Annotated in this window: 19 protein-coding genes; 12 read left to right on the top strand and 7 right to left on the bottom strand. The window is 58.8% G+C overall.

Features of this window, described 5'->3' with window-relative positions:
* The first annotated feature begins 107 nt into the window (after positions 1-107).
* Entirely contained in the window at positions 108-1,103 is a 996-nt protein-coding gene (locus tag ACZRMH_RS08005) for an aldo/keto reductase (protein ID WP_464012942.1), read from the top strand.
* A gap of 131 nt (positions 1,104-1,234) precedes the next feature.
* Here ACZRMH_RS08005 and ACZRMH_RS08000 read toward each other — a convergent pair whose 3' ends face one another.
* The 3 genes from ACZRMH_RS08000 to ACZRMH_RS07990 all read right to left on the bottom strand — a co-directional run bounded on the left by ACZRMH_RS08000 (position 1,235) and on the right by ACZRMH_RS07990 (position 7,347).
* Positions 1,235-4,909, bottom strand: coding sequence for a translocation/assembly module TamB domain-containing protein (locus tag ACZRMH_RS08000; RefSeq protein WP_464012941.1), 3,675 nt, complete (start codon positions 4,907-4,909; stop codon positions 1,235-1,237).
* Entirely contained in the window at positions 4,906-6,633 is a 1,728-nt protein-coding gene (locus tag ACZRMH_RS07995) for an autotransporter assembly complex protein TamA (protein ID WP_464012940.1), read from the bottom strand. Before ACZRMH_RS07995 ends, ACZRMH_RS08000 begins: the two co-directional genes overlap by 4 nt.
* A gap of 63 nt (positions 6,634-6,696) precedes the next feature.
* Positions 6,697-7,347 (bottom strand): GNAT family N-acetyltransferase, encoded by a 651-nt coding sequence (locus ACZRMH_RS07990; protein ID WP_464012939.1) that lies wholly within the window; start codon positions 7,345-7,347, stop codon positions 6,697-6,699.
* Between the two features lie 182 nt (positions 7,348-7,529).
* Here ACZRMH_RS07990 and xthA point away from each other — a divergent pair, with 182 nt between their 5' ends.
* Together xthA and ACZRMH_RS07980 are read left to right on the top strand one after the other, a co-directional pair.
* A complete protein-coding gene (gene xthA, locus ACZRMH_RS07985) occupies positions 7,530-8,342 on the top strand; it encodes an exodeoxyribonuclease III (RefSeq protein WP_464012938.1) in 813 nt (270 codons plus the stop codon).
* Positions 8,343-8,515: 173 nt separating this feature from the next.
* On the top strand, positions 8,516-9,823 hold the full coding sequence (locus ACZRMH_RS07980; RefSeq protein WP_464012937.1) for a substrate-binding domain-containing protein: 1,308 nt from the start codon (positions 8,516-8,518) through the stop codon (positions 9,821-9,823).
* Between the two features lie 111 nt (positions 9,824-9,934).
* On the opposite strand, the gene ACZRMH_RS07975 is transcribed toward ACZRMH_RS07980, so the two are convergent.
* Complete coding sequence (locus ACZRMH_RS07975; protein ID WP_464012936.1) at positions 9,935-11,149, bottom strand: acyl-CoA dehydrogenase; 1,215 nt, start codon at positions 11,147-11,149, stop codon at positions 9,935-9,937.
* Between the two features lie 154 nt (positions 11,150-11,303).
* On the opposite strand from ACZRMH_RS07975, the gene ACZRMH_RS07970 reads away from it, so the two are divergent.
* From ACZRMH_RS07970 to ACZRMH_RS07960, 3 genes are all read left to right on the top strand, one after another.
* Positions 11,304-12,257 (top strand): LysR family transcriptional regulator, encoded by a 954-nt coding sequence (locus ACZRMH_RS07970; protein WP_464012935.1) that lies wholly within the window; start codon positions 11,304-11,306, stop codon positions 12,255-12,257.
* Between the two features lie 26 nt (positions 12,258-12,283).
* Complete coding sequence (locus ACZRMH_RS07965) at positions 12,284-12,682, top strand: MerR family transcriptional regulator (RefSeq protein WP_464012934.1); 399 nt, start codon at positions 12,284-12,286, stop codon at positions 12,680-12,682.
* Positions 12,683-12,814: 132 nt separating this feature from the next.
* Positions 12,815-13,711 (top strand): hydroxymethylglutaryl-CoA lyase, encoded by an 897-nt coding sequence (locus ACZRMH_RS07960; RefSeq protein ID WP_464012933.1) that lies wholly within the window; start codon positions 12,815-12,817, stop codon positions 13,709-13,711.
* A gap of 672 nt (positions 13,712-14,383) precedes the next feature.
* On the opposite strand, the gene ACZRMH_RS07955 is transcribed toward ACZRMH_RS07960, so the two are convergent.
* Positions 14,384-16,069: an AMP-binding protein gene (locus ACZRMH_RS07955; protein WP_464012932.1), complete on the bottom strand. Its 1,686-nt coding sequence runs from the start codon at positions 16,067-16,069 to the stop codon at positions 14,384-14,386.
* Positions 16,070-16,275: 206 nt separating this feature from the next.
* On the opposite strand from ACZRMH_RS07955, the gene ACZRMH_RS07950 reads away from it, so the two are divergent.
* The 4 genes from ACZRMH_RS07950 to ACZRMH_RS07935 are packed head-to-tail and all read left to right on the top strand — an operon-like array spanning position 16,276 to position 21,842.
* Entirely contained in the window at positions 16,276-17,439 is a 1,164-nt protein-coding gene (locus tag ACZRMH_RS07950; RefSeq protein ID WP_464012931.1) for an isovaleryl-CoA dehydrogenase, read from the top strand.
* Positions 17,440-17,450: 11 nt separating this feature from the next.
* Positions 17,451-19,058, top strand: coding sequence for a carboxyl transferase domain-containing protein (locus ACZRMH_RS07945; RefSeq protein WP_464012930.1), 1,608 nt, complete (start codon positions 17,451-17,453; stop codon positions 19,056-19,058).
* A 28-nt stretch (positions 19,059-19,086) separates the two neighbouring features.
* Positions 19,087-19,905 (top strand): gamma-carboxygeranoyl-CoA hydratase, encoded by an 819-nt coding sequence (locus tag ACZRMH_RS07940; RefSeq protein WP_464012929.1) that lies wholly within the window; start codon positions 19,087-19,089, stop codon positions 19,903-19,905.
* Entirely contained in the window at positions 19,902-21,842 is a 1,941-nt protein-coding gene (locus ACZRMH_RS07935; protein ID WP_464012928.1) for an acetyl/propionyl/methylcrotonyl-CoA carboxylase subunit alpha, read from the top strand. Before ACZRMH_RS07940 ends, ACZRMH_RS07935 begins: the two co-directional genes overlap by 4 nt.
* Before the next feature lie 56 nt (positions 21,843-21,898).
* On the opposite strand, the gene ACZRMH_RS07930 is transcribed toward ACZRMH_RS07935, so the two are convergent.
* The gene (locus ACZRMH_RS07930) at positions 21,899-22,558 is read right to left on the bottom strand and encodes a LexA family protein (protein ID WP_464012927.1); all 660 of its coding nucleotides are present in this window, start codon (positions 22,556-22,558) and stop codon (positions 21,899-21,901) included.
* Positions 22,559-22,687: 129 nt separating this feature from the next.
* Here ACZRMH_RS07930 and ACZRMH_RS07925 point away from each other — a divergent pair, with 129 nt between their 5' ends.
* A complete protein-coding gene (locus ACZRMH_RS07925; RefSeq protein WP_464012926.1) occupies positions 22,688-23,035 on the top strand; it encodes a DUF6124 family protein in 348 nt (115 codons plus the stop codon).
* A gap of 47 nt (positions 23,036-23,082) precedes the next feature.
* On the opposite strand, the gene ACZRMH_RS07920 is transcribed toward ACZRMH_RS07925, so the two are convergent.
* Positions 23,083-24,135 (bottom strand): Glu/Leu/Phe/Val dehydrogenase dimerization domain-containing protein, encoded by a 1,053-nt coding sequence (locus ACZRMH_RS07920; RefSeq protein WP_464012925.1) that lies wholly within the window; start codon positions 24,133-24,135, stop codon positions 23,083-23,085.
* 184 nt (positions 24,136-24,319) lie between these two features.
* Between ACZRMH_RS07920 and ACZRMH_RS07915 the strand changes: the two genes are divergently transcribed.
* Positions 24,320-24,787 carry an Lrp/AsnC family transcriptional regulator gene (locus ACZRMH_RS07915; protein ID WP_016782348.1) on the top strand — a complete coding sequence of 156 codons (468 nt, stop codon included), beginning with the start codon at positions 24,320-24,322 and terminating at the stop codon, positions 24,785-24,787.
* The last annotated feature ends 190 nt before the right edge of the window (positions 24,788-24,977 follow it).

Genomic DNA, 24,977 nt, shown 5'->3' with positions numbered 1-24,977 from the left:
GCCCCTCCATTGTTTAGAAAATCCGAACAGTGATGGTGCTTTTACCCGGTTTATCTTGCCACTGTCTAGATTAAGAATAGACCTACACCCACTCAGGAGCACTTGGCATGCACACGCGCCAACTTGGTAAAAACGGCCCGCAGGTCAGCGCTATTGGCCTGGGCTGCATGGGCATGACCGACTTCTACACCACCGGCAGCGACACCCGCGAAGCCGTGGCCACCTTGCACCGCGCTCTGGAGTTAGGCATCAACCTGCTCGATACCGCCGATATTTACGGCCCCCATAGCAATGAAGAACTGATCGGCCAGGCGATTCGCGGCAAACGCGAGCAGGTGTTTCTGGCGAGCAAGTTCGGCATTGTGCGCGACCCGGCCAACCCGGCCTTTCGCGCCATCAACGGACGCCCCGAGTACATTCGCCAGTCCATCGAGGGCAGCCTGAAGCGTCTGGGGGTTGAAACCCTGGATCTGTACTACCAGCACCGCATGGACCCGAACGTGCCGATTGAAGAAACCGTTGGCGCCATGGCCGAACTGGTCAAGGCTGGCAAGGTTCGTTATCTGGGCCTGAGCGAGGCCTCGGCTGGCACTCTTGAGCGTGCGCACAAGGTGCACCCGATCAGTGCGCTGCAAAGTGAGTACTCACTGTGGAGCCGCGACCAGGAAGGAAATGGCTGCCTTGAGGCCTGCCAGCGTCTGGGGGTTGCCTTTGTGCCCTACAGCCCGCTGGGGCGCGGCTTTTTGACCGGAGCCCTGAAAACTGCGGACGATTTTGCCGCAGACGATTTCCGCCGCTTCAATCCCCGTTTTCAAGGTGAGAACTTCGCCAAAAACCTGTTACTGGTTAAACAGGTTCAAGAATTGGCCGCCGAAAAAGGCGTGACTGCCGGGCAATTGGCGTTGGCATGGGTGCTGGCTCAAGGCGATCACCTGATCCCGATCCCGGGTACCAAGCAGCGCAAGTATCTGCAGGAAAATGTCGCCGCGCTGGAGGTCAAGCTAAGCGCCAGCGAGCTGGCGGCACTGCAAGGGATATTCCCGGCCAACGCCGTGGCCGGGTTGCGCTATGGCGAGGAGACGATGAAGCAGCTGACACTCTGACGCTACTCACACCACACATTCTGTGGGAGCTTGCTTGCCTGCGATGCTGGCGACGCGGTCTGGCAGACGAACCGCAGTGATGCCATCGCGAGCAAGCCCGCTCCCACAAAATGAGGCTGTTTCACAGCACGTTAGAAATCCCGCTTGTAGAAAATATCCAGCGAGCTGGCAAAACCGCTCGCCACTTCGACATACACCCGTTTGCTCAACTTGTAACGCAGGGCAATGGTACTGGCCGGTTCAAACACGCCAACGCCGTAGCGCACGCTCAAGCGTTCATTGATCTTGCCACTGGCCACCACCGCCGTACTGTTGCCGCTGCCTTCGGTGTCGAGCTCGAAGTCCTTGAGCCCCAGGTGGTTGGCCAGACTGGTAGTGATCCCCGAACTGCCCATCAAGCCCAGGCCCAACGCGGCCTGCGCCAGCAGGTTTTCATCTTCCCCGGTGCCTGTCAGCGGACGCCCAAGAATCAGGTAAGACAACGCCTGTTCCTGACTCATGGCCGGCTCCGAGAAGATTTGCGTAGTGGGCTGTTCTGCACTGCCTGTCAGGCGAATCCCGGCAATCACGTCGTCGGTCTGGCGTATGGCTTCAATATCCAGATAAGGCTGGTCGATTGGCCCGGCAAACAGTAAACGCGCCCGGCGTATGGTCAGCTTCTGGCCATAGGCACGGTAACGGCCGTTGTTCAGGCGCAACTCACCACGGGTGTCCATGTTGTTGCCTATATGCACCTGCCCGGCGAGGTCGGCGTTCAGGCCAAAGCCGGAGAACGTCAGCAGCTCCTGCCCCACTACCACCGTGATATCCATATCGACTTGCATCGGTGCGGCCTCATCAGCCGCTTGCTGGCCCACGATGACCGTGTCATCCGAAACCTTGACGGTTGAAGGCGGCAATTCGCGAACCACGATCTCACCTTTGGGGACGTTGACCCGACCAGCAATGAACAAGGTGTTGTCAGGATTAAGGGAGATCCTCAGGTCCGGGGCCACTTCCAGCTTGGCGTAAGGCTCCACCGTCACCGGCAGATGATTGCCCTTGACCAGCACGTTGACCGCCATCGCCTGGCCCCAGGCGACATTGCCGCTGACGCTGCCCTGGCCTTGCTCGCCGCTGGTCCAGCCGCCGTTGATCAGCGCCGTCTCACCATTGATAGCCACAGACAGCTGCACGTTTTCAAAGTTGGTCGGCAATTGCGGCCCGGATATCTCACCGCCGCTCAGGGCCACGTTGCCATTGATATGGGGCGACAGTAATGCACCGGAAATCGTCCCCGAACCGTTCAACTGCCCGGTGAGCTTTTCCACCATCGGCGCAAACGGGCGAATCATCGACACATCCAGCCCGGTCAGGCGGAACTCGCCGGTAATGGGTTTGCTTTTGGGCAACGGGTTGATCCGCGCCGCCAGCATTAACTGCCCCAGTTTGCCACCGTCAAAGTCGAGCCGTGACTCGACCCGGTTGGGCGTCAGGTTGCTGGTGAGCTTGAACGCCTGGTACGGGAAGTCCAGCCACTGGCCCTTGTCCTTGAAACGCAACGTGCCGCCACTGGCATCCACCACGATCTGGCCTTTGGGCCCGCTGGCAGGCAGGTCCAGGAGCAAATCAGCATTGAGCTGGCCCTGCCACTGAAAATCCTTGGGCAACCACTGTGCCAGGCTGTCGAGGGGAAACTGCTTGAGGTGCAGACGCAACTTCGGATCAGGCACCAGACGCTGCTCTTCGCTGCACAGGCTGGCAGGGCCCGAGATCCAGCACTGCGCGCCCAGATTAAGCCGGCCATCGGCCAGACGCTCCAGCCGCGCCGGGTTTTGCAACACCCAGTCCTGGCCACCGGCCTTGACGTCACCGCTGACCAGACGCCCGCGCCAGTTGTCTTTATCCAGAACGCCATCCAGTGCCAGCCCCAACTGCAGCATTGGCCCTTGCAGGGCCAGTTTCAGCTGTTGGCGCTTGATATCGCCACTGCCGTTGGCCGTGAGCACGCCGAGTTCGGTATCACCGGCGCGGATACCGCTGCCTTTAAGATCAATGCGGCCACGCTGGTTACGGTCGAGGCTGGCATCCAGGGTCAGGCTTTGCAGATGGTTGTCGGCAAATGCCAGTTGCTGGCCATTGAGCTCCACCTTGCCTTGCGGAGCCTTGAACGTACCGTCCAGATCAACACGGCCCTTGAGCTGACCACGCAGTTCGGGCCACAACTGGCCCAGACGCGGCATATTGAGATCAAGGCGGGCCTTGAGTTGCTGCTGCAGACTGGCGCTACCATTGATGCGGTTATCGCCCAGGCGAATATCCAGCGCGCTCACCGTCCAGGCCTCGCCCGCACCGGTGGCCTTGGCCTGCAGCATCGCTGACTGGCCGCGCAAGCGACCTTTGAGATCAAGGTTGGCATCGACCTCAAGACGCTCATTTTTAAAGGAGCCCTTGCTGCGTAGCGGCCCTGCCAGAGTACCCGGCAATTCGGCCACCCAGTACGCCGGGTTGATCGCGCTCAGATCCAGCGCCGTGTCCCAGGCCACGCCATCGGCAAACTGCACATTGACGTGCCCTTCGGCCTTGCCCTGCCCCGCCACCAGTTTGAGCTGCGGCAGGAAGATCTTGCCCAGATCGCCACTGAACGGGCTGCTGAGGCTGAACTTGCCAGCAGGACCATCGAGGTCGGCCTTGAAATTGCCCAGGTAGTTACCATCGCGGTAGGACACTTCCCCGACAAAGGTGCGCAAATCCACATCAGGCTTGTCGATCACCGGGTACAGGTTGTGCCACGGAAATTCCAGCCAGTCGATTTTAGCTTCGGCACTCAAGCCTTCCTGCCAGTCCACTTGCCCCGACAATTTGAGGCGTTGCTGTGGATTGGCGGTCAGGTCCAGGGCGGCAATTTGCGCACCCTTGGCATCTACCCGGCCTTTGAGCAGCAGGTTTACCGGTTCTTTTTCAGCTGGCAATGTGGCACTGCCATTCAATTCATAACCGTCTTTCAGATCACCCTTGGCCGTCAGCAAAAGCTGATTGAGTATCAGGGTATCCGGCAGATCAGGGCTGGCCTTGAACGGCTCGGCGGTGATTTTCAGTTGGGCGGGCAGGTTATCCGCCAATGGCTGGATCTCGCCCGTCAGGTGCGCCGTAAGATACCCGCTGGTGTCGGCCGCCAGGTTGAGGGTGTTGCGCAGATTGCCATCAACCTTGAGCACCACCGCCAGCGGCTTGTCACCCGGTGCAGGCAGGCTGACATTACCTTGCAAGGTCAACGGCCAGTCGCCATTGGGTTGCAGCAAGCCGGACAATTCAACATTCAGATCCTCGCGCTCGACCTGCACCGAATCAATCTGCAAGCCCTTGGCTGTCCACTGCGCCGACATCTGCATGCCCTTGAGCTGCTCAATGCCGTTGAACAGCACATTGCCGACTTTGACTACCCCGACCTCAATCGCCAGCGGCAATTTCAGTTCTGGCAGGCTGATCGGGCCGCTGCTGCTGTCTTCGCTCGGCGGGAATTGCAGGCTGATCTTCTCGGCCTGCAACTGATCGATGCACAGGGTCATGCGCATCAGGCAGCCCGGCGACCAGGCAAAGATCGGCCGATCCACCTCGACCCGGCTGGTGCCATGCTCCCAGAGCAGATGATCGGCGCCCCACTGACCGCCCAGGCGCCCGGCAAAATTATCCACCTGCAAGCCCGGTACTTGCCCCAGTACCCAGCGGCTGCCCGCTTGCGTACCGAGTATGACGCCCACACTGACAACTACTAGCAGCACCAACGCCAACACCACCAGGCCCGCTATTTTCAAACCACGAATCACAGTTCTGGCCCCATCGAGAAGTGCAAACGGACACCGCCATCGTCATCCAGCGCATGGGCCAGATCCAGACGTATGGGGCCAACCGGGGAGATCCAGCGAATACCCACACCGACCCCGGTTTTCAGGCTCGGGAAGTCCAGTGTGTTAAATGCATTGCCCTGATCGACAAAAGTCGCCCAGCGCCATTTTTCAGCGAACTGATATTGATATTCGAGGCTGCCGGCGAGCATGTAACGCCCACCGATACGATCGCCGTCGGAGTTTTTCGGTGACAGGCTTTGATAGTCATAGCCGCGCACGCTCTGATCGCCACCGGCGAAGAAACGCAAGGACGGGGGAATCGATTTGTAGCCGTTGGTGGCGCTTCCACCAAACTGAATCCGCCCCAAAAAGCGGTGTTTTTCCCACAAGGTAGTCAGCGCCTTGAATTGCACATCACCATGGAACAGGTTGGTATCGGACAGCAACCCTTGCTTGGCCACTTGCATATCCGTGGTCACGCTATAGCCGTGGCTGGGGTCGATGCGGTTGTCGCTGCGCAAGACCGAATAGCTGACGCCCGGCATCAGCAAGGTGCTCAGGCCCGAGTCATCGCCCAGGCGGTATTCTTCGTGCTGCCATCTGAGCGACACAACACGGGTCCAGCCGTTATCCAGTTTGCTGTGCCATTCGGGGCCGACCGTAAGCAATTTGCTCAGGGTATCGGTGTTGGCGATTTCTTCATTCTGATAGCCCGCGGCAAGGCGCAGTTTGTCGGTCAGCGGCGGGTCCAGCGGGATGTCATACCAGGCACCAATATTTTGCTTGGGCTGGGAAATTTCGGATTCAAAGCCGTAGCTGTCGCCACGTGGGTTGCCCCAGTGCCGCATCCAGCTGGCCTTGCCCCGGGCACCGGTGTCGGTCGAATAGCCAAGGCCCAGGGTCATGGTTCGCGGCTTGCGAGTTTCCAGATCGACGTCGACCGGAATTACCTGCCCCACAGCAGTGCTTGGCGCGGCATCGACGCGTACCACTTCAAAATAGCCACTGCTTTGCAGGTTTTGATTGAGCTCGGCGACCAGTTCCGAATCGTACGGAGTGTCCGGGGTAAACGGCACCATGCGCTGTAACAGGGTTTGGTCGAAGGGTGCATCACCGGCAAAGCTAACCTTGCCAAGCAAAAAGCGCGGCCCGCTTTCATAGACCAGATTGATATCGGCAAACCCGCCCTTGGGGTCGACCAGCAGTTCGTGTCGGGTAAATTTGCCATTGAAAAAACCGTAGCGCAGGGCTCGGTTCTGGATCAGGCGCTTGGCGTCTTCGTAGTTGCCCTGGTTGAGCACTGCACCCGGCTTCAGATCATCACTGGCGGGGATTTGAAAGGCCTTGAGCGAAGCGGCCGGACCTTCAACGCGCACATTGACGTTGCGCAGATGCACCGGCTCGCCGGGATCAATGCTCAACACCAGGCGCGGCGGATCGCCGGGTTTGACCTCGGCTTCTATCGTAGGCTGGTAGTAACCCAAGGCCTGGGAAGCTTTGAGGGCCTGCTCCTGCGCGCCACGCTGAAAACGCAATAACGCTTTCTCGTCGCGATCGCCGAGGCTGCCGATATAGCCTTCCACATTGGCCTTGAGGGCGTCGTTTGCCGGTTTGACCTTGACCACCAACTCGCTTTGGGCAAAGGCCGCAAAACTGCTGAGCAGCAGGACAACACCACTGGTAAATCTTCCTGGGAACTTCATAGGCGCGGATGCTATCACGGGCTGGGGTGCTCATAGAGCGCGCCAACGGGCAAAAAGTCGTGTTTAAGCCGTTGCTGTATGTGACACCTGCGGGTTGGCATGGAAGAACACATGCTCCACCACTGGCCCAATGGCGACTTCACCGATCTGCACATAGCCCTGACGTTTGTAAAATTCCAGGTAGTGCGGGTTACCGGTGTCGAGCACCACGCCTTCGGAATGCTGGTCCTCTGCGCACCAGTTATGCACCGCTTCAAGCAACTGCTCACCGTAATGCAAACCCTGGAATTCGGGGTGAATACCCAGCAGCGGCAGCATATGCACCGCATCCCCCGGAACGCAGGCCTGCACCGCCTGGTGAAAATCCAGATAGCGCCGCGTGCAGTTCAAACCGGTGCTGAGCAACATGCGCAACTGCCAGGCCCAGCTTTCGGTAATCCCCAGGCGCCGTTGCGGTGGCGCAATCAGGGCAATACCCACCAGCCGGTCATTGACCAGCAACCCCAGTGCGGGCAAGTCCTGAAAAAAATGCTGCCTGACCAGTTCCCGCACCGTAGCGCGAACCCGTTGTTCGTAACCGCTGCGATCGGCATTGAACAGAAAGCGGTACGTCGGTTCATGGCGATAAGCCTGATACAACAACGAACGCGCTTCTCTTGAATAGCCACTGTCGAGCAACTGGATCTGACTGGTGGCGTTCGATGTTTGCGTCATGCGATCAACTCCCCGGCGCTGCCTGGATAGCGGCGCTTCTTATGCGTACGAACCCCCGAGGGCCACAACAGTTCAATCATGACCAAGTGCATCCTACGTTAGCAGTGCATTTGCCCCACTGCACGCTGGCCGCTGAGGCGACAGTCCGCTAGCATCGCAGTTTTGCTCAGGACTGCCCGCCCATGAAAATCGTTTCATTCAACATCAATGGCCTGCGCGCTCGGCCGCATCAGCTGGCAGCGCTGATCGAGAAACATCAGCCTGACGTGATCGGCCTGCAGGAAACCAAGGTGCATGACGACCAGTTCCCGCTCGCCGAGATCGAAGCGCTGGGTTATCACGTGCACTTTCATGGTCAAAAAGGCCATTACGGCGTTGCCCTGCTTTCGCGCCAGGCGCCTCTGGAACTGCACAAAGGCTTTGCCAGCGACGAAGAAGACGCCCAGCGCCGTTTTATCTGGGGCACTTTCGCTGACGAAAACGGCCAGCCGGTGACCATCATGAATGGTTACTTCCCACAGGGAGAAAGCCGCGATCACCCGACCAAATTCCCGGCCAAGCAGCGCTTCTACAGCGATTTGCAACACTTGCTTGAGAGCCAGTTCAGCAATGAACAACCGCTGGTGGTGATGGGCGATATCAATATCTCACCGCAGGACTGCGACATCGGCATCGGCCCGGACAACGCCAAACGCTGGCTGAAAACCGGCAAGTGCAGTTTTTTGCCGGAAGAGCGCGAGTGGCTGGAGCGCCTCAAGGGCTGGGGACTGGTGGATAGTTTCCGCTACCTGCACCCGGACGTGGCCGACCGTTTCAGCTGGTTTGACTACCGCAGCCGCGGTTTTGAAGACGAACCCAAGCGTGGCCTGCGCATTGACGTGATCCTCACTTCCCAGGCACTGGTGCCACGGATCAAGGCAGCGGGCGTCGACTATGACCTGCGCGGCATGGAAAAGCCGTCAGACCATGCGCCGATCTGGCTGGAATTGAGCTGAACTGATCGTGGGAGCGGGCTTGCTCGCGATGGCATCACCTCGGCAAGCCTGACAGAGCGCAGCGCCTGCATCGCGAGCAAGCCCGCCCCCACAACCGACTAGTCTTTCATCATTTTGCAACCTTTCTGACTTAAATTGCAGCCATCTCTATGGCTCCAGGAAGGTGCCCGCCGATGTTGCGCTTTATGTCGTTGACCCTGTTATGCGCGATGGCCAACCTGGCCATTGCTGCCGACCTGCGTATCCAGGGCTCCAACACCATCGGCGCCAACCTCGGCCCGGCACTGGTGGCAGCCATGCTCGCCGAGCAAGGCCTGCATGATATCCATAGCGTGCCGGTGATCCCGCCCAACGAGCACAGTATTGTCGGCACCGACGCCCAGGGCCGGCGGATTCGTGTGGATGTCGCCGCCCACGGATCGACCACTGGTTTCACCGCCCTTGCTACCGGGCAAGCCGATATGGTCGCCTCATCGCGGCCGGTAAAGGATCGCGAGCTGGTCGATCTTGAGCGTCTGGGCGACCTGAAAAGCCCTGACGCCGAGCAGGTCATCGCCATCGATGGCCTGGCGATCATTCTTCACCCGCGCAACCCGCTCACTCAACTCAACACCGAACAACTGGCGCAGATTTTCAGCGGCCAGATCAGCCGCTGGGAGCAATTGGGCGGTACCGGCGGTGCGATTCATTTATATGCCCGCGATGATCAGTCCGGCACCTGGGAGACGTTCAAAGAACTGGTCCTCAATCGCAGCGGGCAGGCCTTGAGCAGTACCGCGCAACGCTTCGAATCCAGCGAACAGTTGTCTGATGCTGTCAGTCACGACCCGCAAGCCATTGGTTTTATCGGTTTGCCTTATATCCGTGAGGCCAGGGCGGTAGCCATAGTCGACGGCGCATCTCAGCCGATGTTGCCACTCACCAGCCTGATTGCCAGCGAGGATTACCCGTTGTCGCGGCGGCTTTTTTTCTACTTGCCTGCCGTTAGTAACAACCCTTGGGCCAAGGCACTGGTGACGTTCACCCAAAGCGCTAAAGGCCAGGCCATCGTCGCGCAAAACGGTTTTGTGGCGCAAAGCGTGCGGGCCGGTAGCGTTCTGCCCGGAGCACATATGCCACAGGACTACCAAACGCTGACGAAACAGGCACAGCGTCTGTCAGTCAATTTTCGTTTTGAAGAAGGCAGCGCTTCACTGGACAACAAGGCGCGTCAGGACTTGTTGCGCGTGGTCGACTACCTGAAAGCCAACGGCAAGCTCAACAAGGAAGTAACGCTGGTGGGCTTTGGTGACCCCAAGGATGACCCGGAGCGAGCGCAACTACTGTCGAAATTGCGGGCGATGGCGGTACGTCGCGAACTGGTTAAAAGTGGCGTGGTACTGCGCGAAATTCGCGGCTATGGCGCACAAATGCCAGTGGCGGCCAACACCGAAGATGAAGGCCGCCTCAAGAATCGTCGGGTTGAGGTGTGGGTGTATTAAGTAAAACAAACTACCTGTGGGAGCGGGCTTGCCCGCGATGGCATCACTGCGCAATGGCTGACACACCGCATTGCCTGCATCGCGGGCAAGCCCGCTCCCACAGGAGTGTGGTTAACCTGGATTTTTCGCGTACTTGTCCAGCTCAAACTTGCCCACCGCTGCCCGATGCACTTCATCCGGGCCATCGGCCAGGCGCAACGTACGCTGCATGGCATACATATAGGCAAGCGGAAAATCCCCGCAAACCCCTGCCCCGCCATGCATCTGAATTGCCCGATCAATCACTTTCAAGGCAACGTTCGGGGCGACTACCTTGATCTGGGCGATTTCGCTTTTCGCCACTTTATTACCCACGGTGTCCATCATATACGCCGCTTTAAGGGTCAACAGCCGCGCCATGTCGATCTCCATGCGCGAGTCGGCAATTTTGTCGATATTGGCGCCCAGGCGCGCCAGCGGTTTGCCGAATGCGGTGCGGCCCAGCGCGCGTTTGCACATCAGTTGCAATGCCCGCTCGGCCATGCCAATCGAACGCATGCAGTGGTGAATACGTCCAGGACCAAGGCGACCCTGGGCAATTTCAAAGCCGCGCCCTTCGCCCAGCAAGACATTTTCGTATGGCACACGCACGTTATCGAACAGCACTTCAGCGTGGCCGTGGGGCGCGTCGTCGTAGCCGAACACCGGCAATGGCCGCACGATTTTTACCCCCGGCGTATCGACGGGCACCAGGATCATCGAGTGCTGCTGATGGCGCGGGTTCTCGGGATTGCTCAGCCCCATGAAAATCATGATTTTGCAGCGCGGGTCACAGGCACCGGAAGTCCACCATTTACGGCCATTGATCACCCATTCATCACCGTCGCGCACAGCACGGGCAGCCATATTGGTGGCATCCGATGAGGCCACGTCCGGCTCGGTCATGGCGAACGCCGAGCGGATTTCGCCACGCAGCAGCGGCTCCAGCCACTGCTGTTTTTGCGCCGCGCTGGCATAACGCACCAGCACTTCCATATTGCCGGTGTCGGGAGCCGAGCAATTGAACGGCTCCGAACCCAACATCGAGCGACCCATAATTTCAGCCAGGGGCGCGTATTCCAGATTGGTCAAGCCGGCACCCCGTGCGGAGTCGGGAAGAAACAGGTTCCACAAGCCCTCAGCCCGGGCTTTGACTTTCAGCTCTTCCATGATCGCGGTCGGCTGCCAACGATCACCTTCAGCCACCTGCTGATCGAAAATCGCTTCCGCCGGGTAAACATAAGCGTCCATAAACGCCGTTACACGCTCGCGCAGTGCCTGAACTTTCGGGGAATAAGCGAAATCCATGGGTGGCTACCTTTTACCGGGAATGTCGAAAAGTGATAAGCGATGCTAGAACAGCCACCCTTTATTTGCGCCACCTATTAACAGCGTGTATTACCATTCATAAGCAATATATGATTCAGCCGCTGCCCATCACTCATAACAAGAGCCCTGCGCCATGAACCTGAACAAGGTCGATCTCAACCTGTTTATCGTCTTCGATGCCATCTACACCGAAGCCAACCTGACCCGCGCCGGGCAAATTATCGGTATTACCCAGCCAGCCGTGTCCAATGCCCTGGCGAGATTGCGCGAGAGTTTCAACGACCCGCTGTTTGTACGCACCGCCCAGGGCATGGTGCCAACCCCCATGGCACAGAACATCATCAGCCCGGTGCGCAGCGCCCTGGCGCTGTTGCGCGTGTCGGTGCAGGAAAGCCGCACCTTCAACCCGCTGCAAGCCAACAAGACCTACCGCATCAGCATGACCGATCTGACCGAGGCCGTGATTTTACCGCCACTGTTCCAGCGCCTGCGGCGTCAGGCACCATCGGTGGTGGTCGAAAGTTTTCTCTCGCACAGGCGTGAGACCACCAGTGACCTGGCGGCCGGACGCCTGGATTTTGCGGTGGATGCGCCGCTCAATACCGACCCGCAGGTGCGCCATGTAAAGCTGATGGAAGACCGCTATGTGTGCGCCATGCGCCAGGGCCATCCACTGGCCGGCAAGGCAGCCCTGAGCCTCGATGACTATCTGGCACTGACCCATATCCATATCTCGACCCGACGCAATGGCCTGGGTGAAGTGGACCTGGCACTGGGCAAAATGGGCCTGCAACGCAAAATCACCCTGCGCTCCCAGCATTACCTGATGGCTTCCAATGTGCTGCAACAAACCGACATGACAATGACCGTGCCCGAGCGTTTCGCCCGCCGCCATGCCTTGCACTTTGTGCCCTTGCCCCTCAACGAGTTGCCCAATGTGGAAACCCATTTGTACTGGCACGAAAGTACCGAGCAAGACCCGGCCAATCGCTGGATGCGCGAGCAATTGATCGAGCTGTGCCAGCAACAACAGAAATCCGAAGCTGCCAGCTTGCTTGACGTAAACGTCAACCACGCATTAGTTTAACCACACGATTCCTCCAGAGCCCGCCCATGAGCAGCCAGACGTACAGTATTTCCGACCTTGCCCGCGAGCTCGACATTACCACCCGCGCCATTCGTTTTTATGAAGAGCAAGGCCTGCTCGCCCCCGAGCGACGCGGCCAGGAGCGGGTGTATTCGGCACGGGACAAAGTCAGCCTGAAATTGATCCTGCGCGGCAAGCGCATCGGCTTCTCCCTGGCCGAATGCCGCGAGCTGATAGAGCTTTACGACCCCACCAGCGGCAACCAGAAGCAGCTCAACAGCATGCTGGCCAAAATCGCCGAGCGCCGTGAACAGCTGGAACAGCAGTTACTGGATATCCAGCAAATGCAGCTGGAGCTCGATACCGCCGAAGAACGCTGTATCCAGGCGCTGGAGCAAACCATTAATAGCCAGGCTGCCAATTAGACGCTGATACACCCTGTGGGAGCGGGCTTGCTCGCGATGCGGACAATGCGATGTATCTGGCATACCGCGTCGATGCCATCGCGAGCAAGCCCGCTCCCACAGGGTATTACCCCACACAGACGGTGATCCCCCATGACACTTCCAACCCATGTGCGCCTGGTAGAAGTAGGCCCGCGCGACGGCCTGCAAAATGAGGCTCAACCCATCAGCGTCGCCGACAAGGTGCAACTGGTTGACGCCCTGACCGACGCCGGTTTGGGCTATATCGAGGTCGGCAGCTTTGTCTCGCCCAAGTGGGTGCCGCAAATGGCCGGCTCGGCCGAAGTCTTTGCGCAAATCCGGCGCAAGCCGGGGGTGGTCTACGGTGCCCTGGCACCGAACATGCGCGGCTTTGAAGATGCCGTGGCGGCCGGGGTCAAGGAAGTCGCGGTATTTGCCGCCGCATCCGAAGCCTTCTCGCAACGCAATATCAATTGCTCGATCAGCGAAAGCCTGGCGCGCTTCGTGCCCATCATCGAAGCGGCACGACAGCATGGCATCAGCGTGCGCGGCTATGTGTCCTGCGTGCTTGGTTGCCCTTATGAAGGCCAGGTCAGTGCGCAACAGGTCGCGCAGGTAGCCAGAGAACTGTACGCCATGGGCTGCTACGAGGTGTCTTTGGGCGACACCATTGGCACCGGTACACCAACGGCCACGCGAACGATGTTCGAGGCGGTAACAGCCTGGGTGCCACGGGAAAAACTCGCCGGGCATTTCCACGATACCTACGGCCAGGCACTGGTGAATATCTACGCCAGCCTGCAGGAAGGCATCGCGGTGTTCGACAGCTCGATCGCAGGGCTCGGCGGCTGCCCTTATGCCAAGGGCGCCAGCGGTAACGTGGCTACTGAGGATGTACTGTATATGCTCAACGGCATGGGTATCGATACCGGGGTGGACATGGACAAACTGTTACTGGCCGGTGAACACATCTGCAAGGTGCTGGGCCGTGTTACCGGATCCCGGGTAGCCAGGGCCCGTCAGGGCTGAAAAGTGTTCCGGGGTGTTACCTCGCCTCACCCCAAACGAGTAACACGGAAACAAACCGGCCATACCCATGGCCGGTTTTTTATTGCCTAAAAATATAACGTATTGATTTTAAAGGCTTTTTAAAAGTTGGCACGGCTCCTGCTATCTCTATGGCATAACAAGAATAAAAACCGCAGCAACATAATAAAAACAATACGAAACGACTCTGACATAACAAAAACAACACGGCAGAGACGCAGCTAACAGATTTTTTTGGAGAGGGTTTGCTTTTCCGAGGGCCCAAAAGCCACCTCGCAACCGCGCAGAGAAAAATAAAACTACCTTCAGGTAGCACATGCACAGGTTGGATCACGGGTTTGATAGCCAGTGATAAAAGTGGATCAGCGCTCAAAAAAATACGTTTGCTCTTGACCCCGGATGGGGGTCGCAAAAAAACGCAGCAAAGGGTGAGTTCCAAAAACAACAATAAACCGCCCTTCAATAATAAAAAAAGAGCATGCACGACATATTAAAGGGGAGCCTCGGCTCCCCTTTGTGTTGTCTGGAATTCGAGATTTCGCAGATACATTTTCAATGCACATGTGGGAGCGAGCCTGCTCGCGATGCAGTCGCCGCGGTCTATCAGATAAACCGCGGTGATGCCATCGCGAGCAAGCCCGCTCCCACAAGGTTTCAGCCTCGCGGCACACACTCCTGAATGCTGATCTCGCGCATTTTGAATTTCTGGATCTTGCCGGTCACGGTCATGGGAAAGGTCTCCACAAACTTGAAGTAGCGCGGCGTTTTAAAGTGCGCAATACGCGACTTGCACCAGGTTTGCAGCTCCAGTTCGTTGGCCGCGTGACCGGGATGGAACTTGATCCAGGCAACGATCTCTTCACCATACTTGGCGTCCGGTATGCCCACGATCTGCACATCGGCCACTGCCGGGTGGGTGAAAAAGAACTCCTCCAGCTCACGCGGGTAAATATTCTCGCCACCGCGAATGATCATGTCCTTGTTACGCCCCACGATGCGCACATAGCCCTGCTCATCCATCTGCGCCAAATCACCGGTGTGCATCCAGCCTTCGTTGTCGATGGCATCACGGGTCGCTTGCGGGTTACTCCAGTAGCCCAGCATCACGCTGTAACCCCGGGTACACAGCTCACCGATCTCACCCCGGGCAACGGTGTTGCCTGCGGCATCGATCAGCTTGTTCTCAAGGTGCGGCTGGGTGCGGCCCACAGTGGTTACCCGCAATTCCAGCTCATCGGCTGGCCCTGTCTGTATCGACACCGGGCTGGTTTCGGTCATGCCATAGGCAATTTGCACTTCACCCATATGCATTTCGTTGATGACGCGACGCATGATTTCAATCGGGCACGTGGCCCCGGCCATGATCCCGGTGCGCAGGCTCGACAGATCAAACCCGGCCCGCTGCGGGTGATCGAGCATGGCAATAAACATGGTGGGCACGCCATACAGCCCGGTGGCGCGCTCCTCGGCCACCGCTTGCAGGGTCAGGCCCGGGTCAAAGGCTTCGCTGGGGTAGATCATCGTCGTGCCATGGGTCACGCAACCCAGATTGCCCATCACCATGCCAAAACAGTGATAGAGCGGTACCGGGATAACCAGACGATCATCAGCCGTCAGCCCCAGACTTTCACCAACCATATAACCATTGTTGAGAATGTTGCGGTGGCTAAGGGTCGCGCCCTTGGGAAAGCCCGTGGTGCCCGAGGTGTACTGGATATTGACCGGCTGGTCGAACTGCAGGCTGGCTTCGCGGGTATGCAGTTGATCAACCGTAACCTGCTCAGCCAATATGCCAAGTTGCGACCAGGGCAGAAAGCCCGCAGGCGGTTCGGGGACCAGGCTGATAACACCGCGCAGGTCGGTAAAGCGTGCACATTCAAGCGCCCCGACCGAGTGCTCGGCCAACTCCGGAATCAGCTCCTGGAGCATGGCGTGATAGTCGGATGTTTTAAACGCCCCCGCGCACACCAGCCACTGACACGCCGACTGCTTGAGTACGTATTCCAGCTCAGAAAGCCGGTAGGCCGGGTTGATATTGACCAGAATCACGCCGATCTTGGCGCTGGCAAACTGGCTGATAAACCACTCGACACCATTGGGTGCCCACACCCCCAACCGATCCCCTGCCTGTAAACCCAGGGCCAGCAGCGCCCTGGCATGCAGATCGACTGCCCGGGCCAATTGCGCCCAGGTAAAGCGTTGCTGCTGGTGACGCACCACCAGCGCTTCCCCCTCAGGGTAACGCGCAGCGGTGCGGTCAAAAGCCTGACCGATGGTCATTGCCAGCAGCGCCTTGTCCTGCGCGCCCTGGCTGTAACTGGGGACGGATTGCAGCTTCATGACAACTCCTCTTGTGATTGTTTTGGGAGCATGAACAAGGCGCACTACCTGCGCCCGCTCAATTGAAGAATAGCAATTACTCTGGCCTAAGTTGACGTTAACGTAAAGGTCGTTGACAGTCGCGACCGCCAAGTTTACGTTAACGTAAAGGTTATCAATGGCGACGCAGTAAACGCCTCCACAAGAACAATGATCCAAGGTGCCCCATGAGCTATCCGACTTTGAACTTCGCCCTGGGCGAAACCATCGACATGCTGCGCGATCAGGTCCAGGCCTTTGTTGCCGCCGAACTGGCGCCACGAGCGGCGCAAATCGACAAGGACAACCTGTTCCCGGCCGATATGTGGCGCAAGTTCGGTGACATGGGCTTGCTTGGCATCACGGTCCCTGAAGAATACGGCGGCACCGGCCTGAGCTACCTGGCTCATGTGGTGGCCATGGAAGAAATCAGCCGCGGTTCGGCATCGGTTGCCCTCTCCTACGGCGCCCACTCCAATCTCTGCGTCAACCAGATCAACCGCAACGGCACCCACGAACAGAAGCTCAAGTACCTGCCCAAGCTGATCAGCGGCGAACACGTCGGTGCACTGGCCATGAGCGAACCGAATGCCGGTTCCGACGTGGTGTCGATGAAGCTACGCGCTGACAAGCGCGGCGACCACTTTGTGCTCAACGGCAGCAAGACCTGGATCACCAACGGCCCGGACGCCAGCACCTATGTAATCTACGCCAAGACCGACCTGGAAAAAAACGCACACGGCATTAGCGCGTTTATCGTTGAACGCGACTGGAAAGGCTTCAGCCGCAGCAGCCATTTCGACAAGCTCGGCATGCGCGGTTCCAACACCAGCGAGCTGTTTTTCGACGATGTTGAAGTGCCAGAAGAAAACCTGCTGGGCACCCTCAACGCCGGGGTCAAGGTATTGATGAGTGGCCTGGACTACGAGCGCGTGGTGCTTTCGGGCGGCCCCACCGGGATCATGCAGGCGTGCATGGACCTGATCGTGCCTTACATTCACGACCGCAAACAGTTCGGCCAGAGCATCGGCGAATTCCAGTTGATCCAGGGCAAGGTCGCCGATATGTACACCCAGCTCAATGCCAGCCGCGCCTATCTGTATGCCGTTGCGGCCGCTTGCGAGCGTGGCGAAACCACACGCAAGGACGCTGCCGGGGTCATTCTCTATAGCGCCGAACGCGCCACGCAAATGGCACTGGACGCGATCCAGATTCTGGGCGGCAACGGCTATATCAATGAATTCCCTGCCGGACGCCTGCTGCGTGACGCCAAATTGTATGAAATCGGCGCGGGCACCAGCGAAATCCGCCGCATGCTGATTGGTCGCGAACTCTTCAACGAAACCCGCTAAGGAGCGCAGCCATGTCCATCTTGCATACGACGATCAACCCGCGCTCGGCCGAATTCGGCATCAACCGCGACGCCATGCTCAAACAGGTTGAAGCCTTGCACGCCCTGCTCGATCAGGTGCAACAGGGTGGCGGCGCCAAGGCTCAGGAACGCCATACGTCGCGGGGCAAACTGCTGCCCCGCGAGCGTATTGACCGCCTGCTCGACAGCGGTTCGCCCTTCCTCGAACTGAGCCAGTTGGCGGCTTACGGCGTGTACGGCGAAGAGGTTCCTGCTGCCGGAATAATCGCCGGCATCGGTCGGGTCGAAGGCGTGGAATGCATGATTGTGGCCAACGACGCCACGGTCAAAGGCGGTTCGTACTACCCGCTAACCGTAAAAAAACACCTGCGGGCGCAAACCATCGCCGAGCAGAACCGTCTGCCGTGCATCTATCTGGTGGATTCGGGTGGCGCCAATCTGCCACGTCAGGATGAAGTGTTCCCGGACCGCGAACACTTTGGACGTATTTTTTTTAATCAGGCCAATATGAGCGCGGCGGGCATTCCGCAAATTGCCGTGGTCATGGGCTCCTGCACTGCAGGGGGGGCTTATGTACCGGCCATGGCCGACGAAGCCATCATGGTGCGTCAGCAGGCGACGATTTTTCTCGCTGGCCCGCCGCTGGTAAAGGCCGCTACAGGTGAAGTGGTCAGCGCCGAGGATCTGGGCGGGGCCGATGTGCATTGCAAGATCTCCGGGGTAGCCGACCACTATGCCGACAGCGACGAGCACGCCCTGGCGCTGGCCCGGCGCAGCGTGGCCAATCTCAACTGGCGCAAACTGGGCCAGGTGCAACAACGCACGCCGCTGGCGCCGCTGTATGGCCGTGATGAGCTGTACGGCATTGTCCCGGCTGATGCCAAGCAACCCTTTGATGTGCGTGAAGTGATTGCACGGCTGGTAGACGGTTCGGTGTTCGATGAATTCAAGGCCCTGTTTGGCACCACCCTGGTGTGTGGCTTTGCCCACTTGCATGGTTACCCGGTAGCCATCCTGGCCAATAACGGCATCCTGTTTGCCGAGGCAGCACAAAAAGGCGCGCACTTTATCGAGCTGGCCTGCCAGCGCGGCATTCCTCTGGTGTTTCTGCAAAACATCACCGGCTTTATGGTTGGGCAAAAGTACGAAGCCGGTGGCATTGCCAAGCACGGGGCCAAACTGGTCACCGCTGTGGCGTGCGCCAAAGTGCCGAAATTTACCGTGATTATCGGCGGCAGTTTTGGCGCTGGTAACTATGGGATGTGCGGCCGGGCCTACGACCCGCGCTTTCTGTGGATGTGGCCAAACGCGCGGATCGGCGTGATGGGCGCAGAACAGGCAGCCGGTGTACTGGTGCAGGTCAAGCGCGAGCAGGCCGAACGCAATGGTGTTGCGTTCTCGGCCCGCGAAGAAGCCGAGATCAAACAACCAATCCTCGATCAGTACGAGCATCAGGGCCACCCCTATTACTCCAGCGCCCGCTTGTGGGATGACGGCGTGATCGACCCGGCGCAAACCCGCGATGTATTGGCCCTGGGCCTGTCGGCGGCGTTGAACGCCCCTGTCGAAGCCAGCCGTTTCGGTGTGTTCCGGATGTAACCCCCACAGCCTTTCAGGACTGACGAACATGATGGATTTCAACACCCTCGAACTGCACACCGATCCCCGGGGCTTTGCCACCCTGTGGTTGAGCCGCGAGCAGAAGAACAACGCCTTCAATGCCGAGATGATCCGCGAGCTGATCCTGGCTCTGGAAGCCGTACAAGCCGACCCTGCCCTGCGCTTTCTGGTGCTGCGCGGGCGCGGCAAGCATTTCAGCGCCGGGGCCGATCTGGCCTGGATGCAGCAATCGGCCGAGCTCGACTACCACACCAACCTCGACGACGCCCGCCACCTGGCCGAGTTGATGTACAACCTGGCCAAGCTGAAAATGCCCACCCTGGCCGTTGTGCAAGGCGCAGCCTACGGCGGCGCGCTGGGCCTGATCAGTGCCTGCGACATGGCCATCGGCGCGGATGACGCGCAGTTCTGCCTGTCCGAAGTGCGTATCGGCCTGGCACCTGCAGTGATCAGCCCTTTTGTGGTGCAGGCCATCGGCGAGCGCGCAGCCCGACGCTACGCACTGACGGCTGAACGCTTCAGCGGCGAACGGGCCCGGGAACTGGGCTTGCTATCGGAGTGCTACCCCCCCGCCGAGCTTGAACAGCATATCGCCCAGTGGATCGACAACCTGCTGCTCAACAGCCCGCAAGCCATGCGCTCGTGCAAGGACCTGCTGCGCGAAGTCAGCCACGGCGCACCGACCCTGGCCATTCGCCGCTACTGCGAAAACGCCATTGCCCGGATCCGGGTCAGCCCTGAAGGCCAGGAAGGCTTGCGCGCCTTTTTGCAAAAGCGTACGCCCAGTTGGCAAACCGATCGATCGACCCAGGAACCGCGCCCATGACCGCCTCTCTGCTTACCTCAGTTCTGGTCGCCAATCGCGGCGAGATCGCCTGCCGGGTGATGCGCACCGCCAAAGCCCTGGGCCTCACTACCGTTGCCGTGCACAGCGCCACCGACCGTGATGCGCGGCATTGCCGCGAAGCGGATATCTGTGTGGACCTGGGCGGCAGCAAAGCGGCCGACAGTTACCTGAAAATCGACAAGATCATCGCCGCAGCCAAGGCCAGCGGCGCCCAGGCCATTCACCCCGGCTACGGCTTTTTGTCGGAGAACGCAGGCTTTGCCCGCGCCATTGAAGCCGCCGGGCTGATTTTCCTTGGCCCACCGGCCAGCGCCATTGATGCCATGGGCAGCAAGTCCGCAGCCAAAGCCTTGATGGAAGTGGCTGGCGTACCGCTGGTACCGGGCTATCACGGTGAAGACCAGGACCTGGAAACCTTCCGTCTCGCTGCAGAACGCATCGGCTACCCGGTGCTGCTCAAGGCCACTGCGGGCGGTGGCGGCAAAGGCATGAAAGTGGTCGAAGAGGTCAGCCAACTGGCCGAGGCGCTGGCCTCCGCCCAGCGCGAAGCACTGTCTTCGTTTGGCGATGCACGCATGCTGGTGGAAAAATATGTGCTCAAGCCACGCCATGTAGAGATACAGATTTTTGCCGACCAGCACGGCAACTGCCTGTACCTCAATGAGCGTGATTGCTCGATTCAGCGCCGCCATCAGAAAGTCGTGGAAGAAGCACCAGCCCCGGGATTGAGTGTCGAACAGCGCCAGGCCATGGGCGAGTCTGCCGTGCGTGCGGCGCAGGCGATCGGCTATGTAGGTGCGGGCACCGTGGAATTCTTGCTGGATGCGCGAGGCGAATTCTTCTTTATGGAGATGAACACGCGCCTGCAGGTTGAGCACCCGGTTACCGAAGCCATTACCGGACTGGATCTGGTGGCCTGGCAAATCCGCGTAGCCCGCGGCGAAGCCCTGCCCATCACTCAGGCGCAAGTCCCCTTGAATGGCCATGCCATCGAAGTGCGCTTGTATGCCGAAGACCCGAGCCATGATTTCCTCCCGCAAACCGGGCGCCTCGAGGTGTACCGCGAGTCGGCCGCAGGCCCGGGCCGTCGCGTGGACAGCGGGGTCAGCGAAGGCGACGAGGTTTCACCGTTTTACGACCCGATGCTGGGCAAACTGATTGCCTGGGGGGAAGACCGCGAACAGGCCCGCCTGCGCCTGCTGGCAATGCTCGATGAATTCGCCATTGGCGGGCTGAAAACCAACCTGAGTTTTTTGCGCCGCATCATCGGCCACCCTGCTTTCGCTGCAGCGGAACTCGATACCGGATTTATCCCGCGCTACGAGGAACAATTACTGCCTGCTGCCGAGCCTTTGCCCACAGCATTCTGGTCTGCTGCCGCCGAAGCCTACGATCAAAGTCAGCCCCTGCGGGTGCGCGACGATGACCCGGCCTCGCCCTGGTCGACCGCCAACGGCTTTCGCAGCGGCCTGCCTGCACAAACCTTGCTGGCCCTGGCCTGCAATGGCGAGCAGCAAGTCATCCACCTCAGTGGCACCACGGCAACGTTGTGCGACGAACAATTGGTCATCGAGCAGGACGGCGTCCGCCGTCAGCACTTGGCCATTCGCCGCGCTGCCGCGCTGTACCTGCGCTGGAACGGTGAACTGCAGTGCGTACGCCTGCACGATCCGATCAGCGCCGTAGAGGCCAGCCACACCGCTCAGGGCGGCCTGACCGCACCCATGAACGGCAGTATTGTGCGGGTACTGGTGGAAGTGGGGCAAAGCGTCGAAGCTGGCGCGCAACTGGTGGTGCTGGAAGCCATGAAGATGGAACACAGCCTGCGCGCGCCCCACGCAGGCGTGGTGAAAGCCTTGTTCTTCGAGGAAGGCGAGATGGTCAGTGAAGGCTCGGCACTGGTCGAGCTGGAGTGAAAAAAGGCGGGTACCGGTTTCGGTACCCGCCTTTTTGCAAGGGCTTGCAAGCTGCTTTAGAACTTGGCAGTGGCCTGCACCACCACGCCGATGATTCGGCATTTTTCATCAAACAGGGTTTTGGGATAAGTCGGGTTAAGGGGTTTGAGGTAACGCTGACCGCTTTCTTCGATCAACTGACGGAAAGTGGTCGTCTCGGACTCTGGCGTCAGGGCAATCACCATTTTGCCCGGGGTGGCCTCGAGATCCGGATCAACCAGAATCATCATCCCTTGCGTGATGCTGACCCCCACCGGCGCGGTCATGGCATCCCCCGTCACCTGCAGCCAGAACGCTGCGCCTTTGGCGTAGTGATCGCTGACCTCGAAGACGGTGCCGGGCGGCGCATAACCGGGCTGTAATTTCTCGTTAACCTGACCGGCTGTTACCCAGTCCCTGACCGGGTAACGGAATGCCGAGGTGATCTCATAGGTGTATTCGTCAGCGCCAGGCGTGTCGCCCTCATCACTGCGCTCACGAATCACCAGAGCGATTTCAAGGTGCTCAAGCCCAAGGGCATGCAGCACATTGTTCATCGTCGGCAAGTCGGGTTGACGGCGTTTGTTGAGCCAATGACCGACCCCGCCCTGGGAAGCCCCGACGCGTTCGGCTAGTTTTTCTTGCGTGAGTTTTAGCTCGCGCAATTTCTTTCTGACTAAAGCGATCCATTTATCCATCTGCCGAACAATACGGATTGAATTCGGCGCAACAATACACATATCGTACTATTTATACTTCTCGTTAAAGTACTTTTTGTACTAGGATTATCCTGCTGAATCGATAATTTCCTGAAGCGCAGGTAAATCATGACTCCGATAACAAAAATCCCGCTCAACACCGAGCCCGATCCAGAGCTCGAATCCCTGAAAGACAGCGTCGCTACCCAACGGGCGCTCGATTATTATTTGAAACCGTCTGTTTCTCCGACCCCTCCCGAGAAAAAAATGTTCCTCGTGAGCAATGACGTGACCCAGGAAGAAGCCTTGCTGAGTGCAACGGATTATCTGCAATGCGCAATTACCAATGCTCAAAATGGCGCCGAGCATCAGTTCGGCCCTCAACGTGACCTGCTACTGAATCTGCTGTTCCTCGTCGAGTGGTCCAAGCAATTGGTAGAAAGGGCGATTGATTTACAGCAACAGTCTGCCCGCTGATGCGAGAAAAGGCGCCGGTGCAGCGAAGGGCACCAGCGCTTTTGCTATCAGGCGTTCAAGCGTTCTTGTGCGAGGCTGTCAGCAATGCGAGTGGTATTTTGGTCCTGGGCTTTGGCCCGTAGGAAGATCTGACGCAAGGTTTCGCCAATGCCTTCAACGTGCTGACGAACCTGCTCGGGCGTACCGCCGTTGTACTCGTAGGAAACATCAATAATACCCCCCGCATTGATGGCGTAATCCGGGGCATGCAGGCAACCGCGACGCCACAGTTCATCGGCGTGGGAGGCCTTGGCCAGTTGGTTATTGGCCGCACCGGCAATCACGGGCGCGCGCAGCACCTGCAAGGTTTCATCGTTGATAATGGCACCCATTGCACAGGGCGAGAACACATCCACGTCCAGCCCGTAGATATCCAGCGCACCCACCGCGTGGGCGCCCAGTTCGTCGACGGCGCGGCGCACGTTGGCTTCCTGGATATCGTGGACCCACAGTTCAGCGCCCGCCTCCTTCAATTGCCGGGCAAGGTTGAAACCCACCTGCCCCAGGCCCTGTACGGCTACCCGCAGGCCTGTCAGATCGCTGCGCCCCAGGCGCTGCAACACCGCTTCACGCAAGCCGATAAACACTCCGAGGGCCGTTGCCGGGGACGGGTCACCGCTGCGCGTGCCGCCACCCAGTTGCTCGCGGGTACCCGCCCCGACTACATGACGGGTGCGCTGGCCCATCAGGGCCATTTCAGCGACGCCGGTGCCCGAATCCGCAGCCGTGATGTAACGCCCGCCCATGCTCTCGACAAAACTGCCCATGGCCTGGAACAGCGCTTCACTCTTGTCCTTGTGCGGATCGCCAATGATCACCGCCTTGCCCCCGCCCAAAGGCAACCCGGCCAGGGCCGATTTGTAGGTCATTCCCCGGGACAGACGCAGCACATCGTTCAGGGCTTGCTGTTCGTCGGCGTAGGGCCACATGCGGCAACCGCCCAGCGCCGGGCCCAGGCGCGTGTTATGCACCGCGATAATGGCCTTGAGGCCGGTGGCTTTGTCATGGCAAAACTGGACGTGTTCGTGGTGATCGAATTCAGGGTGGGCAAAAATCGGCATTGCGTTCTCTCTCTTGTTTTTAGCCTTGGATGCACATCAGACCGGAAAGTCAGTATCTGACTCTACGCAAGGGTGCTCAGCAAAAGAGTGAGGGTTTTACCTAGGAATTTTCTTTCTAAATTGCAGGAAATGTTCTGCTAATCTGCATGGATCATCCAAAAACAACAAGAAATCAGACCCATTCATGCAGATTAAATTAAGCGCCATCGACCGCAAGATTCTTCGCCTGCTGCAGCACAATGCCGACCTGTCTGCCGCTGAGGTGGCGGAACATGTGGAGTTGTCGCAATCACCGTGCTGGCGCCGCATCCACCGCCTGCAAGAGGAAGGGCTGATCGAGCGCAAGGTCGCCCTGCTCAATCCGAAAAAGCTCGGGCTCAATGTGGTGGTCTTCGTCAACGTGCGGCTATCGGGCCACGGCCGACGCCATCTGACCGAGTTTGAGGAAGCCATCACCGATTACCCTGAAGTCATCGAGTGCTACACCATGGCAGGCGATATGGACTACCTGCTCAAGGTGGTGACCCACGATATCGACAGCTATGAACGGTTTTTGCGCGATCACCTGTTGCAAAAGCCGCACGTGCAGGAAGCCCACTCGAATATCGCCATGAGTGAGGTCAAACGCACCACTGAATTGCTGCTGGACTAATGGCAAGGGCCGCGAGATAGAGCCTTGGGCCGGGGTACGAAAAATTAATTTCGGAAAAGCGCGGGAAATTGCTTGATTTGCAAATGATAATGATTATTATTGCATGCAGCTGGTCGCGAGATCAGTCGATAATTCAGGGGACCTTAGGTCGGTCTTTTGAATTAGCTCCTCATCAGGCTAATCACGGTTA

The organism is Pseudomonas sp. B414, from assembly GCF_055408445.1.
This window is presented reverse-complemented; position numbering and strand designations above follow the sequence as displayed.

What these genes read in the sequence shown, in the direction of transcription:
- ACZRMH_RS08005 (WP_464012942.1), top strand. Translation starts at nt 108, where the DNA reads ATGCACACGCGCCAACTTGGTAAAAACGGCCCGCAGGTCAGCGCTATT.
- ACZRMH_RS07995 (WP_464012940.1), bottom strand. Translation starts at nt 6,633, where the DNA reads ATGAAGTTCCCAGGAAGATTTACCAGTGGTGTTGTCCTGCTGCTCAGC.
- ACZRMH_RS07990 (WP_464012939.1), bottom strand. Translation starts at nt 7,347, where the DNA reads ATGACGCAAACATCGAACGCCACCAGTCAGATCCAGTTGCTCGACAGT.
- xthA (WP_464012938.1), top strand. Translation starts at nt 7,530, where the DNA reads ATGAAAATCGTTTCATTCAACATCAATGGCCTGCGCGCTCGGCCGCAT.
- ACZRMH_RS07980 (WP_464012937.1), top strand. Translation starts at nt 8,516, where the DNA reads ATGTTGCGCTTTATGTCGTTGACCCTGTTATGCGCGATGGCCAACCTG.
- ACZRMH_RS07975 (WP_464012936.1), bottom strand. Translation starts at nt 11,149, where the DNA reads ATGGATTTCGCTTATTCCCCGAAAGTTCAGGCACTGCGCGAGCGTGTA.
- ACZRMH_RS07970 (WP_464012935.1), top strand. Translation starts at nt 11,304, where the DNA reads ATGAACCTGAACAAGGTCGATCTCAACCTGTTTATCGTCTTCGATGCC.
- ACZRMH_RS07965 (WP_464012934.1), top strand. Translation starts at nt 12,284, where the DNA reads ATGAGCAGCCAGACGTACAGTATTTCCGACCTTGCCCGCGAGCTCGAC.
- ACZRMH_RS07960 (WP_464012933.1), top strand. Translation starts at nt 12,815, where the DNA reads ATGACACTTCCAACCCATGTGCGCCTGGTAGAAGTAGGCCCGCGCGAC.
- ACZRMH_RS07955 (WP_464012932.1), bottom strand. Translation starts at nt 16,069, where the DNA reads ATGAAGCTGCAATCCGTCCCCAGTTACAGCCAGGGCGCGCAGGACAAG.
- ACZRMH_RS07950 (WP_464012931.1), top strand. Translation starts at nt 16,276, where the DNA reads ATGAGCTATCCGACTTTGAACTTCGCCCTGGGCGAAACCATCGACATG.
- ACZRMH_RS07945 (WP_464012930.1), top strand. Translation starts at nt 17,451, where the DNA reads ATGTCCATCTTGCATACGACGATCAACCCGCGCTCGGCCGAATTCGGC.
- ACZRMH_RS07940 (WP_464012929.1), top strand. Translation starts at nt 19,087, where the DNA reads ATGATGGATTTCAACACCCTCGAACTGCACACCGATCCCCGGGGCTTT.
- ACZRMH_RS07935 (WP_464012928.1), top strand. Translation starts at nt 19,902, where the DNA reads ATGACCGCCTCTCTGCTTACCTCAGTTCTGGTCGCCAATCGCGGCGAG.
- ACZRMH_RS07930 (WP_464012927.1), bottom strand. Translation starts at nt 22,558, where the DNA reads ATGGATAAATGGATCGCTTTAGTCAGAAAGAAATTGCGCGAGCTAAAA.
- ACZRMH_RS07925 (WP_464012926.1), top strand. Translation starts at nt 22,688, where the DNA reads ATGACTCCGATAACAAAAATCCCGCTCAACACCGAGCCCGATCCAGAG.
- ACZRMH_RS07920 (WP_464012925.1), bottom strand. Translation starts at nt 24,135, where the DNA reads ATGCCGATTTTTGCCCACCCTGAATTCGATCACCACGAACACGTCCAG.
- ACZRMH_RS07915 (WP_016782348.1), top strand. Translation starts at nt 24,320, where the DNA reads ATGCAGATTAAATTAAGCGCCATCGACCGCAAGATTCTTCGCCTGCTG.